Below are 12,549 nucleotides of genomic sequence, written 5' to 3' on the forward strand. Positions count from 1 at the left end.
GCCGGTCAGCGAATGACGAGACGGCGGTGCTCGAGGACCGTGGCGACCGCGTAACCACCGCCGCCGGCGACGGCGAGAACCCAGAAGAGGCCGGGCGTGCCGAAGCCGAGTGAGATCGTAGAGACCAGGGCGAGCCAGATGCCGAGGCTATAGTGCAAAACGTTGCGGCGCACGGCACCTTCGCCGAGGTAGAGCAGTCCGACGACGAGGCCGGAACCGGCGGGCCAGAGCATCGCGGACAGCTCGGGTAAGTCCGCTGTGGACGTGAGCCCGGTGATGGCGAGGAAGAGGGCGGTGAAACCGCCGATCCAAGACAGGCCGAGGAGTCTGCCACAGAGGAGGTCGGGTTTGCCGGCACCGCGCTGGGCACGAAGCGCGGCGACGGTGGCGTACCCGGTGCCTGCGGCAAGGCCGATACCGAGCAGCGTCATCGGCAGCCAACCGGGCAGCGTCAGCAGCGGGTCGGCGCCCTTGGATACCGCGGCTGCGCCGTGTCCGAGAACGTAGGCGAGCCCGAAGCTGAGGTAGGTGGCGCGGTTGTCGACCTCGCCGACGCGGGTAGCCGTGGCGGCGGTCGAACTACTCGACGAGACCGGCGACGAAGGCGCCATCACCCTGCGCTCCGTCGCCCGCCAGGTCGGGATCGCCGCGCCCTCGATCTACCGCCACTTCCCCGATCAGCCCGCGATCATGCTGGCCGTCGTGCAGAACGACTTCGCCGAGCTGAATGTCCGGCTACGCGCCGCGATAAACACCGCAGACGACCCTCGACAGCGCCTGTTCGCCATCTGCTACGACTACCTGGAGTTCGCCCAAGCCCATCCCGGGCGCTACCGCACCATGTTCGGCGGACTCTGGATGCCCGACCTGGACGAGAGCTCGCTGACCGAGAACGACTTGTCCACGCTCGGCCAGGTGAGCATGCAACTGCTCACCGGCGTCCTCAAGGACTGCGTGACCGCCGGCTACGCCACCAGCAACGACCTCGCGGCCGACACGGTCGCGTTGTGGCTCGGCCTCCACGGACTGGCCCACCAGCGAGCGGCGTCCCCCGCTTTTCGATGGCCACCGGACATCGCGGAGCGCGTCGTCACCTCACTCGCGCACCTCGCCGACAAATAAGCCGCGCCCGCGGACCGGCTCCGCTCGAACGAGCTCGACCCGAACGTCGGCCGGGCCTTGGCAAATGGCCTAAAGCTTCACACGCCCATAACCTTTGACCAGCGGAACTGCCCTAACGTTCATGACTTGAGCTCGCCACCTTCCAGCGACGCACGTGGCCTTCCGGCCAAGGCCCTCGAAGTGCTGCGCCGAAGGGCCGTGGCCGCGGTCGAGGCGGGTTTCTCCCGCGCCGAAGTAGCACGGCTGTTCGGAGTGTCGCGCAAGACCGTCGGCGCCTGGGTGATCGCGTACCGCGAGGCGGGCGACGACGCGTTCCGCCCGAAGACCCGGGGCAGGCGCCCCGGCGAGCAGCTCGCACTCTCGCCCGCACAACAGGCATGGACCGTCCGGGCAATCGTCGCCGGCACTCCCGAGACCCACGGCCTCCACCATCCTCTGTGGACCCGGCAGGCGGTAGCCGAGCTGGTCAACCGCCAGTTCCGGATCATGCTCAGCGTCACGACGGTGACGCAGTACCTGACGCGCTGGGGGTTGCTCGAAAAGGAAACCCGCCTGCGAGAGATACAGGCGCCGCATCGCAGGAAGCCCGATCCGTGGCTACCCAACGGCGAGGTGCTGTGGCTCACCTGGACCCGGCCACACGCGCCTGCCGAGTTCAGCCGCGGGCCGGTCGCATCGGGACAGAACCTGCTGACCGGCTTCAGGGACCACTTCGGTGACGTCAACGTCGTGTCCGTGGTGTCCCGGCGGGGAATGCTGTTCTTCCAGGCGGGGCTGGGCACGTTCGACACCGGCCAGATCGCGACCTTCCTCCGGCAGCTGAACGCTCAGTTGCGGCGGGAGCTCAACATCATCGTCTGCCGATGGCCCGCCCAAGGCGACCACGTCTTCGACGCGACGCCGGACACTGTGTCAATCCGGTTCAGCTCCCCGCCGGAGTGACGACCTCACGGACGTTATTGACAGGCAAGGCAGACGTGGCGTTTCGTGGGACGTCCTGAACGACCTTTGCCATCTGTCGACAGATGGCGGTAGTTGCGGACGCGGGGTATCACGTCATGTCGACATCTCGTGGCTAGGCGGTGCGCCCAGCAACCGCTCTGCGAGATCCTCCGGCCATGTCCGCACCGCCTCGGACTCGCGAACGGGCCCCCTGCAGAGGATGGCCTCGAGCGCACGGCCGGTCTGCGCGGTGAGCCGGTGGAGAAAATCGGCGATCTGATCGGCGCCGAAGGGATCCGGCAGCACGTCGAAGTACAGCGTGCCACGATTGCCCACGGCCAGCAGTACGCTGACCTCACCGAAGAGCGGACGGGTCCGGGCGAGCCACACCACGTCAACGGCCCGGCCGGGAGCCACGGTCCGGCATCGGCCGACGACCTCGTTCTCCCGCAACAGTTCCAGCAGGTTGACCGCCGGGATCAAGTCCCACCGGATCAGGTACTGACCGACCGTCGTCGTGCTGAGCGTGACCCGGTACTCACGGTTGACGAACTCGGCGATCGCCGGCTTCGTCCATACCCAGTAAGGCAACCCGACGTCTTCGGGCATCCCGGAGAAGATGGTCTTCACGGTCGCTTCCTGTTCGGAAACCGACAACGCCAGCTGCTCACCGGGACGCCGGCCGCGCGGCCGGGCGCGGAACGCGTCCTCGCCGTTGTCCCGAAAGGACAGTACCCAGCTGCCGACTGTCCGCCGTGACACCCCGAACAGGCGAGCGACTTCGGCGCGCGACCCGCCCGCGTGGACAGCGGCCACGGCGCGTCGCCGGAGCTCTTCCAACGCCACCGCGGGTAACCGGCGCGCGTCTTGTGAGGTCATCGTTGACTCCCCTGTTCACCGGATGCCGATCGGTACCCGCACGGTTGCCTGGTCGGTCTCGGAGGTCCGCACGGTCACGTCGAGTTCCCACTGTCCTGGCATGGTGATCGTCGCGGCGGTCGCGATGTGGTGACCGATCCCGCCGTACTGGAGCGCCACGGGCAGCGGTCCCAAGGAACGCTCGCGAAGCCTCAGTTCCGCCCGGACCTCGGGCACGTCTCGAGGCAGTGATTGGGCGTCGAGCACCACGAGATGTGCTTCATTCGCGCCGATCTTCCCCGGGCTCACCTCGACGGCCAGCTCACCGCGCCCCGCGATACCACCGGCGTCGAAGGGGATCACCATGCTCACCGGGCCGGTGAACGCGGGGACCTTCGCCGCGGCCTCCTGTTTCGCGAGCTCGCCGCGTGCGGGCTCCACGCTCACGAGGGACGCCGTCAGCCCGAGCACCAGCGTCGCGATCCCGGCTTCGACCGCGACCGACCGGCTGAACCGGTGCATCTCCCCGGTTTCCGGGCCCCGGCGCGCCCGGCGTTTGTCCGTCACGGTCACGATCGGCGCGCCGTAGTGCCGTTCGACCCACCTGCGCGCGAGCCAGCCGAGACCGACGAGCACGGCGACCAGCCCCACCTTGACGAGCAGCACCGTGCCGTAGGCCGTCCCGAACAGCGCAGCAGGAGTGCCGACCTGGCGCCAAGCCTGGAAGATCCCGGTGACAACCAGCAGCGCCACACACACCGCCGCGGTGCGGGAGAATTTCGGGATGGCCGAACGCATCCCCGCGATGTCGCCTGAGCGCAGCAGCACCGCGAGAAGCACCGGCAGGCCACCGATCCAGACGCTCATCGCCGCCAGATGCGCGAAATCCGCGGCCAGCGCGAAGCCGATGTGGTCACCGGCCGCGCTGTGGGTCGCCAGTCCCCAGGTCACCGGGAGCGCCGCGCCCGCCGCGAGTACCCAGCGGCCACGGAAACGCGCCATCGCCACGGCCAGTACCGCGAGCAGGGCCACCCGGATCGCGAGCATCAGTCCCATCCGGCTGCCCAGTGTCGAGCCGAGCAGACCCGCGTCGAACACGGCCGAGAGCGGCTTGCCCGCGGCATAGGGTCCGTACCCGAGAAAACCGATCACCGCGGCGGCGAGCACCGCCGTCCAGCCACCCCACAACAGTCGCCGGGTGCCGGTCCGCGCGGCCCCGCCGGGCCAGCACACGACGACGAAGTACGCCGTTCCCAGCAACAGAGCCAATCCCGCGTAACCCACCCACCGTGAGATGCCGTAGACCACCGCCGTCGCCGTGTTGCCTTCGTTCAGGCTCACCGTGCCGGGGGCGCTCGAAGTCGGGCGGCCGACGCTGAAGGTGAACGCGCCCTGCACCGGGTGGGAGTCGGCCGAAACCACGCGGTAGGCCACCGTGTGGGTCCCGGTGGCCAAGGTGTTGGCGACGGCCAGCGAAAGCACGTCCTGCTTTCCGTCCGGATGCGTCGGCCGTGGTATCCCCTCGACGGTATCGCCGCGGGGGCCGAGCAACCGGATTTCGGCGAGTCCGGCGTCCACCGGTTCGTTGAACCGCAAGGAGATCTCGTGTGGCGAAGAGTCGACCACCTGCCAGTTGGCGGGTGCCGTGTCGGCCAGCACCGCGTGTGCCGACGCCGTAGCCGGGGCGAACGCCAGCATGCTCAACGCCAGCAACGAAATCGGCAGCAGCCGACGGGCGAAGGCCACGAACATGGGTTTCCCTTTCGCTGCGCGAGAACGGTTTTCCGGACGGCGGTGTCCCCGGCCGAGGACCGGTCGGCCGGGGGCACCGCCTGCTTTCAGACCCCTACTTTGGGGTTGCCCGCCTTCTGGCCGAGCTTGACCACCGGCGCGGCCTGGCTCGGCCGGAACCGGCTCCACAGAAGCCAGCCAAGCGCGACGAGCCCGGCGAGCAGGCCACCACCACCCAGCGCGCGCCCGACGATGTCCGGCGAGGCCTCCGGAGCACCGGCGGGGACGGCCAGTGACAGCGTCGGAGCTGGGTGTTCCGCCTCGCCTGCGCCGTCCGGCAGGTCGATCCACCGCACGACCGTCCCGTCCGAATACGTCTGCAGTGCCTTGAAAACGAGCTCGCCGACACCGGTCGGCAGCCGCCCGAGGGAGACCTGGAACTGCTCGAACTGCCCGGGCCGGATCTGCCCGCCCTCCCAGACGATCGAGGTCACCGCCTCGGTCACCAGGCCGCCTTCGACCTGGACCGGTGCGGGCAGTTTCTGTTTCTGCGCGGTGGAAGTCCAGCCGGGCACGGGCTGGACCGAAACCGACGCGAGCGGATGTTCGGTGGGCAAGAGCACTTCCAGCTTCACCGTCGACGCTTCGGGACGTTCGTTGGGGACGTTGAAGGCCATCCGGGCGTAACCGCCGGGGGCGGCCGTGTTCGGCGTGACCGTGACATGCGCGGAGGCGACCGGCTGCACCAGGAACATGCCGGTGAAGCCGAACACCGAAGCCACGAGCAGCCTGCGGAGGAAACGACGCGACATCAGATCTCCTTACGTAGTGGGAAGAACGGGTCAGCCGTGCGTGGGGTCTTCTTGGGTGATCCCGGGCAGCGACGGCAGCGGGACCGTCCTCGGGGTCACGTTCGCGATCGACACCATGCCGGTCATCCCCATCGCGACCTCCGAATGGGAGAAGACATGGCAGTGGATCATCCATTTGCCCGGCCGGACCGGCACCCAGATCAGGTCGAAGCTCTGCCCGACACCGACGTTGAGCGTGTCCATCTGCTGCGGTACGGCGAGCGGACGGCCGTCCTGCGCCACGACGGTGAAGTACCCGCCGTGGATGTGGATGGCGTGGAACATCTCCGGCCCGGTCCCGATCACGCGGATGTGCACCCGGTCGCCCACCTGCGCGGCGAGGGTCGCCGAGGCCGGGTAGCTCTTGCCGTTGAACACGAAGCCGAGCGCGCCGTCGCCGGTCATGATCCGGTAGTCCCGCTCGGCGGGGAAGTCACCGAGGGTCGGCACCACTTCGAGCGCGCCGTACAGCCCTCTGCCTTCCTGGTCCCCGTCCATGTGCGAGTGGTACCAATGGGTTCCGGTGGACACGGCCTGCCACTGGTAGGTGAAGGTCTGGCCGGGCTCGATGTCCGGCTGGGTGAGCATCGGGACGCCGTCCTGGTCGTTCGGCAGTTCCATGCCGTGCCAGTGCACCGCGGTGGGCCGCGGCATGTCGTTCTTCACCACGATCCGGACGCGGTCGTTCTGGTTCACCCGGATGACCGGCCCGGGGATCTGGCCGTTGAAGGCGAGTGCCTGTTTGGTGCGGCCCGGCTCGGTCTGCCAAGTCAGGGGTGCCGCCGTCAGGTGGAATTCCTTGACGCCGTCCTTGAGTTCCCAGGCGGCCAGCTTCGTGCCGTCGCCGAGGTCGGTCTCGGCCTGCGAACGCTGGCCGAACGCGGTACCCAGGGGCCGGTCCAGCAGCCCGGTGGCTTCCGCCTGTTGCTGGACGGCGACTGTCTCCCCTGCCGGCATGTGCCGGCCGAGGCTTCCCACCTCGGCGACCCCGGCGACGGTGAGACCGGCGACCGCGCCGAGTACGACGAACCGGTAGATCCGGTGCCGGGGACCGCGGGCGGTCTCGGGCAGAAACGGGCTCGACCGTTGCGGAAAACGCATGGAAATCCTTTCTGTACCTGGTTTTCGGCACGCGAGGGTCGGGAAACCACGGCTCCGGGGTTTCCCGACCTCTACTCGGCGTGCTGTTATCCGCACACGGTCGCGAAGGCGACCGGGTTTCGCTGACGGCAGGTCAGCTGGTTGTTGATCGCGTTCGACGGCACCTGCTGGACCCAGCCTTCGTAGGCGAGGGGAATCGGGAGGACACCCATTCCACCCATGCCTTCGTACTGGACCACCTTGTCGTCGCTGGCCGTGTTCGGCCCGCTGTTGAGGATCATCTTCCCGACCACGGCAGCGTCGTCGGGCTTTCCGTCACCGTTCGGGTCGGTGTCGATCACGGCCATCGTGTTGGCGAACTTGCTCGAGACGTAGGCGTAGTAGCCGCCGCCCTTTTTCGCCCCGTAGTTGATTCCGTGACAACCGGAATCGCACGGCAGCCATTTGACGATCTTGTCGGTCTTGGGGTCGATCACGGTGATGTTGCTCGTCAGCGTGTTCGCCACCAGTACCGCGGAGTTGTCCGGCGCGACGGGGATCTGGATGTCCAGCCCGCCCCAGTCGCCGGACGGCCCCTTGATGGGATCGTAGTTGGCCCACAGGTCGATCTTCTTGTTGTGCTGCTTGGTTCCGTCGTCGCCGAGGCAGGCGTTCTCCTTCAGCGAGATACACGAAACCGTGGCCCCGGAGAAGTCCGCCTCGTACGCCTTCGAACCGTCGGGCGTGATACCCGTCGCGATCGGCAGTTCCCCGGTCTGTTCGTGCCGGATGTTGCCGGTCGGGATGTCGACGATCGTCGAGTTGTACAGGTTGACGTTCGGCGTGACCATCGTCTGCCCGTCACCGGTCATCCAATGGGCGTGCGGATGGGCGACCTTCTCTCCCGGCAGCTGCACCGGGATCCGACGATCGATCTTGCTGGCGTCCGGCGACAGTTCCATCACCGCCCCGCCGCCGTTGAGCGCCACGTGCAATTGGCCGGTATCGGTCCGGCTCATCACATGCGACGGATCAGGCCCCACTTCGATCTGCCTGATGAACTGACCGGTCACGCGGTCGAAGACGTCGAGCTTGTTGCTGAACCATTCGGTCTGGTAGATCACCTTTTCGTCTTTGTCGGTCCACATGTTGTGCGGGTTGTTCATGTTGATCTGTGGCAGCGCGACCTTCCGTTCGACGTCCCAGGTCTGGACGTTGACCCTGGTCGCGGTTCCCGGTTTGGTCTTGCCCGCCGTCTTCTCCATTTCTGTGTCGACCCAGACCTCGCCGACGCCGGGGACGCTCGGCTTCTTGTTGGCGGCGGGCAGTTTCTTCGGCACGCCTTGGTGTTCCTTCAGGAATAGGCTCAGCAGCGGGATGAGCTCCGGCTGGCCCTGCTCGTTGTAGGTCAGGATCGGCGCCGGCGGGTAGTCCGACGGGTTCCACTCGGTTTCCTCGGTGGCGCTGTAGTTCTGCCAGTTGCCCGGCGCGGTGATGTTGAAGAACTTCGTCACCAGCTGGGTGATGATGTCGGCGTTGGACGGCACGACCAGCCCGCGGCTGTTGACATGCAGCTTCTTGCCGAAGTCGAGACCGGGGGTGAGCGGGTCGTCGACCACGACCGCCCCCAGCATGTACGGGTGCACCTTGCACTGGAACGCGTACAGGCCCGGCTCGGTGAGCTGGACACTCTGGTTGCCGACGAAGGCACCGCCCTGGTCGTACGGGAAACCCTTCGCCCCGTCCGGCCAGATCAGGCTCGTCGCCGTGTGGGCCGAATCCGCCGCGGGCTTCGAAACGCCGAAGTTCACCGTCACCGGCAGCGTGATGTCGTTGCTGGCCCACTGTTTGAGCTGATCCAGCAGGTTCATCAGGTCGACCCCGACCGGCAGTTTGTCGAGCGGGATCGGCAGGTTCGCCGGCTGCGCCGCCACCTGCTGCTGGAACTGACTCAACAGGGCGTTGGCCTGTTCACCCCGCGCGTCACCGGCGGGCAGGATCTGGTTCACCGCACTGCGCAGCGCGCCGATGTTGAGCAGCTGCGCCGGATCGACGCCGAGGTTGCCGACCTTCGGGGTCGACGCCCCGCTCGGCATCAGCTTGCCGAGCTCCGCGGTGGCACCGCCGAGCAGCTTGCCGATCGAGCCCGCGTCCAACGCCCCGTTGCCCAGCAGCGGGAGGTTCGACGGGTCGAGCGACGGAAGCGCGTCGAGCACTTTGCCGAGGTTGAGCCGCGGCATTTCCGCCACCGCCAACGACTTCGTGCCGAACAGGTTGAGGTTGGTGTTGAACCACGAACCGGTGTCGTCGGTGAGGCGGAAGCTGACGGGCAGCGGTCCGACGCCGATCGGTGAACCGCCGGGCCCGGTGGTGGTCGGGGTCGTCGGTGTGGTGGTCGCGGTGGGCGTCGTCGGCGCACCGGTCGAGGTGGAGGTCGGCGTGACCGAGGTGGACGTCGGTGTGGTGGTGGTCGGGGTCGTGGTGGTCGTCGTGGGCGCCGTCGTCGTGGTCGGCGGCGCGGTGGTCGTGGTGGTCGGCGGTCCACTGCCGCCCACGTTCACGGTCATGAACATGTCGGGGTGGAACCGGCAGGTGATGTTGGTCGTCCCGGGACTGCTGAAGACGTGGCTGAACGTCGATCCCGGTGCCATGTCGGGTGAGTTGATCTCACTGCCGCCGGACTGCACGACACTGTGGACCGAACCGTCGGTTTCGGCGTTCGACCAGGTGACCGTGTCGCCCACGCCGACGGAAAGCACGTCGGGCACGAAACTGAGGTTCTTCTGCTCCACGGTGAACGTGGCCGCCGACGCCGGGGCCGGCCCGGCGAACGCGGCGCCCAGTGCGGTCAGCGCCATAACGGCGAACACGACCAGCGCGCGTGACGTCCGGCGGCGCCGGTACCGAAACCCGCGCTGTGGATGCGATGTACGCATCGTTTTCCCTTCTTCGTGGCTTGGTTGTCGAAGGTCGGAGACTCGCCCTGGTCCGGCCACCACGGCGGAACATGTCGCATGACGCGGTGTCCGGGAGGCGCTCGGCCTCGCCGGAATCGTGTCGATCCACCTGTCCTGGCCGATCGGTTGAATTGCATCGCCCGCCCCACACCTGCCGAAGCAAGATCGTTGATCTGGTGCCGAACATTAGGTGGGCGCCCCGTGTACAAGGCTTTGCCCGAATGTTAACTGCGGATCACGAAAAGCCCGCCGCGCACCATTTCCGAAGGTGAAAGAACAATTTTCCAGCCGACCGCCGACATAAGCGCGATGCAAATAGGTATCAGCGCACGGACTTCGGCATTTGAGTTACGGTTCGCCCGTCACCGCAGGTCAGTGACACAAGCTCGAGACCTCGGGCCACAGGCCCGGGTGGAACCTATTTGCCTTGCCGGAAATTGACCGTCCAGCTCGGATCGGTGACGCAACCCGGGGATCACCGACACCGCACGGCGGACGTCCGCGACGCCATGAGCTGGCACTACAGCGGGAAACAAGGCCCGTTTCAGTTAGGTTAACGACTAACGACAGCGAAGATTAGGCCAACCGGGCACCGCTGGTCAGCAGTGCCGGGAGCGTGTCACTATGTCGCCACCAACTCACGAGATCTCTCTCGAACACCAGGTTTTCATATCGGCGTGCCGAGCACCTGAGAAGACGCCAAGAAAGTGAGTGCAGAATGGCTGACCCGACCCTCGGCCCACCGAAAACGGAACCAGCGAAAAAACGCGAGGCGCCGGCCGGAGAACGGCCGCGGAAAACCGCGGTACGGGTGGCGCGGGGAACCTGGTGGCTGCCGTGGGTGCTCGGCTCCGCCGCGTTCGCCTTCGCCGCTGTCCTCGCCGTCGAATTCTTCGGCGGCTCGGACAAGCCGGCAGGCTGGGACCAGGTCAAGTTGCCCACCAGCGAACACCGGGTCGTTTATTCCGTCACCGGTGCCGGAAAATCGCCCGAAATCAAATACGTCGTCGACGGCGTCAACGGTACCGAAACGGTGGTGAACGGCGAACTGCCGTGGCGCAAGGAACTGACCGTCAAAGTGGGGCCGGGATTGGGTGTCGTCCAGGTGATGGCGGCCAACAACGAGACAGCCGAAGCGATCTCCTGCTCGGTCAGCGTCGACGGCAACGTGGTCCATCAGGCCACCTCCAAGGGGCAGGGTTCCCAGGTGTCCTGTTCCTCGGCCATCCGCCCGTCGGCGAACTAGCCGTGCGCCCACTCCGGCGAATACTGGCGATCGCCGCGGTGTCGGTCGCGGTCGCCCTCACCGCCACACCCGGCGCCAGCGCGTCCGACACCGTGGTTCTCGACACCTGCGCGGCGACCGTGCACGGTGAGCCCGGGCAACCGATCTCCTTGGCTCCCAAGGCAATCACCCGTCAGCTCACCGCTGCCATCGCCCCGCTCGACCCGCTCAACGTGCTCAGGCCGCCCCTGACCGACCTCTGGAACACGCTGCCGCCGATCCCGATCGGCGCCGTCGGCCAGACCGCCGGCGTCATCCCCGGCGCGGCGATCGCCGACGAGGTAATCACCCGGCTGCACGAGATCTCCTTGGTGGCGCCCTTGATCGACGTGCTCGGCCCGCCGCTGCGGTCATTACTGGGCCTCAGCTGCAAAGTCCCCACCCAGCCCGCGACACCCACTCCCCTGCCACCCGGCGCGCAACCGCCCGCCACCTCCGCTCCGCAACCCGCGAACCCGTCTGGAACCACCGCGCCGACCGATACCTCCGGCAGCACCGCCACAGCGCCTGGGCTACCAGGCGCCGACCTCGCGCAGATTTACCCACAGGGTTTCGACCGGAACCTGATCCCCGGTATCCCCCCTGACGGCGTCGCATATGACTACGGCCCCGGTGGCGTACCCCAGGTGGGAAACCCGGCTCTCGCTCCGACGGTTCTCGGGTCGCGCGCCACCGGCACAGCGCAAGCACTTCCCGCCGGCACCAACGACGACCTTCAACGACCGGCACTGCTGGCGACCCTGCTGGTCACCCTCGTCGGCACGCAACTGATCCGAACCTGGGTCCTGCGCCGCGCCACAGAGACCGAATAGGACGGTGCCCGCAGAGCCGGGACTGACGCTACGGTGACGCCTCTGGCCCGGACGCCGGCTCCTTGCCTGACTCGGCGCCGCCACCGGTGAGGAAAGCGTCACGATGGTCTCGGACCCACGTGCGGAAGGCGCGGGCCGGGCGGCCGAGGATGCGTTCCACGTCGTCGGTCACCACGGCGTTGCCTCCGGCCCGGACGAGCTCGTAACCGTGGACGGCGACGTCGACGACGGAGGGATCCACCCCCGCGGCGAGCATTTGCCGCTCGACCGCATCGGGCGGTATGTCGACCGTGGCGACCGGTCGTCCGAGTTCCCCGGCGAGTTGAGCGACCTGGTCGGGAACACTGACCAGTTCCGGTCCGGTCAGGGTGTGGGCCGCCCCGTCGAGCTTGTCGGTGAGGAGAGCCTCGACCGCGACCGCTGCCACGTCACGGGGATCGACGACGCCCTGCGCGCCCGTCCCGGTCATGTTGGGAACCGGGCCGCCCGCCCGGATCACACCGGCCCAGTGGAGCGCGTTCGAGGCGAACGCCGTCGGCCGCGACGCCGTCCAGGCCAGTCCGCTCGCCACCAGCGCCCGCTCACCAGGCTGGTGCCACTCGGCCGGCCTCGTCTTCCCGTCGGTGCCGTGCTCCCCGCCGATGGCGGACAGCTTGACCACCTTGCGCGCTCCGGACGAGCGGACCGCGTGGATCATGGCCTGATCGTGCTCGGGAACCCACGCTCCCGGTGCGGTGACGAGGAAAACGCTGTCCACACCGTCCAGCGCAGACCGGAGCGAATCGGCATGCTCGAAGTCGGCGAGGACCGCTCCCCTTCATTCCGTGTTGACCGCGCACAGTCGTAGCCATCTTGATGGGAAGGCTAAATGTGGCGGGCAGTGCGGTGGGGTCGTGAGTGGCAACAAGTGT

Annotated in this window: 10 protein-coding genes and 1 pseudogene; 4 read left to right on the forward strand and 7 right to left on the reverse strand. The window is 67.5% G+C overall.

Translation table 11 applies throughout. The features are described 5' to 3' along the window. Positions 1 to 5 precede the first annotated feature (5 nt). Entirely contained in the window at positions 6 to 611 is a 606-nt protein-coding gene (locus VGP60_RS12005) for an ABC transporter permease (protein WP_327548025.1), read from the reverse strand. On the opposite strand from VGP60_RS12005, the gene VGP60_RS12010 reads away from it, so the two are divergent. Both VGP60_RS12010 and VGP60_RS12015 read left to right on the forward strand, forming a co-directional pair. Then, entirely contained in the window at positions 565 to 1,122 is a 558-nt protein-coding gene (locus VGP60_RS12010; protein ID WP_327548026.1) for a TetR/AcrR family transcriptional regulator, read from the forward strand. The genes VGP60_RS12005 and VGP60_RS12010 overlap by 47 nt on opposite strands. 126 nt (positions 1,123 to 1,248) lie before the next feature. Next, complete coding sequence (locus VGP60_RS12015) at positions 1,249 to 2,064, forward strand: helix-turn-helix domain-containing protein (RefSeq protein ID WP_327548027.1); 816 nt, start codon at positions 1,249 to 1,251, stop codon at positions 2,062 to 2,064. 114 nt (positions 2,065 to 2,178) lie between these two features. Here the strand turns inward: VGP60_RS12015 and VGP60_RS12020 are convergent, their stop codons facing one another. The 5 genes from VGP60_RS12020 to VGP60_RS12040 form a co-directional block, all read right to left on the reverse strand. Further along, positions 2,179 to 2,943 carry a helix-turn-helix domain-containing protein gene (locus VGP60_RS12020; RefSeq protein WP_327548028.1) on the reverse strand — a complete coding sequence of 255 codons (765 nt, stop codon included), beginning with the start codon at positions 2,941 to 2,943 and terminating at the stop codon, positions 2,179 to 2,181. Positions 2,944 to 2,958: 15 nt separating this feature from the next. Then, positions 2,959 to 4,674: a copper resistance CopC/CopD family protein gene (locus VGP60_RS12025; RefSeq protein WP_327548029.1), complete on the reverse strand. Its 1,716-nt coding sequence runs from the start codon at positions 4,672 to 4,674 to the stop codon at positions 2,959 to 2,961. Positions 4,675 to 4,760: 86 nt separating this feature from the next. After that, positions 4,761 to 5,465 carry a YcnI family protein gene (locus VGP60_RS12030; protein WP_327548030.1) on the reverse strand — a complete coding sequence of 235 codons (705 nt, stop codon included), beginning with the start codon at positions 5,463 to 5,465 and terminating at the stop codon, positions 4,761 to 4,763. 30 nt (positions 5,466 to 5,495) lie between these two features. Next, positions 5,496 to 6,605 (reverse strand): multicopper oxidase family protein, encoded by a 1,110-nt coding sequence (locus tag VGP60_RS12035; protein WP_327548031.1) that lies wholly within the window; start codon positions 6,603 to 6,605, stop codon positions 5,496 to 5,498. An 86-nt stretch (positions 6,606 to 6,691) separates the two neighbouring features. Continuing rightward, positions 6,692 to 9,520, reverse strand: a complete 2,829-nt coding sequence (locus VGP60_RS12040; RefSeq protein ID WP_327548032.1) for a copper oxidase — start codon at positions 9,518 to 9,520, stop codon at positions 6,692 to 6,694. A gap of 739 nt (positions 9,521 to 10,259) precedes the next feature. Between VGP60_RS12040 and VGP60_RS12045 the strand changes: the two genes are divergently transcribed. Together VGP60_RS12045 and VGP60_RS12050 are read left to right on the forward strand one after the other, a co-directional pair. Continuing rightward, the gene (locus VGP60_RS12045; RefSeq protein WP_327548033.1) at positions 10,260 to 10,787 is read left to right on the forward strand and encodes an MmpS family transport accessory protein; all 528 of its coding nucleotides are present in this window, start codon (positions 10,260 to 10,262) and stop codon (positions 10,785 to 10,787) included. A gap of 2 nt (positions 10,788 to 10,789) precedes the next feature. Next, positions 10,790 to 11,638, forward strand: coding sequence for a hypothetical protein (locus tag VGP60_RS12050; protein WP_327548034.1), 849 nt, complete (start codon positions 10,790 to 10,792; stop codon positions 11,636 to 11,638). A 28-nt stretch (positions 11,639 to 11,666) separates the two neighbouring features. On the opposite strand, the pseudogene VGP60_RS12055 reads toward VGP60_RS12050, so the two are convergent. After that, a pseudogene (locus VGP60_RS12055) lies at positions 11,667 to 12,434 on the reverse strand (NAD(P)H-binding protein); the annotation flags it as partial. Positions 12,435 to 12,549: the final 115 nt, after the last annotated feature.

The organism is Amycolatopsis sp., from assembly GCF_036008905.1.
Lineage (GTDB): Bacteria > Actinomycetota > Actinomycetes > Mycobacteriales > Pseudonocardiaceae > Amycolatopsis.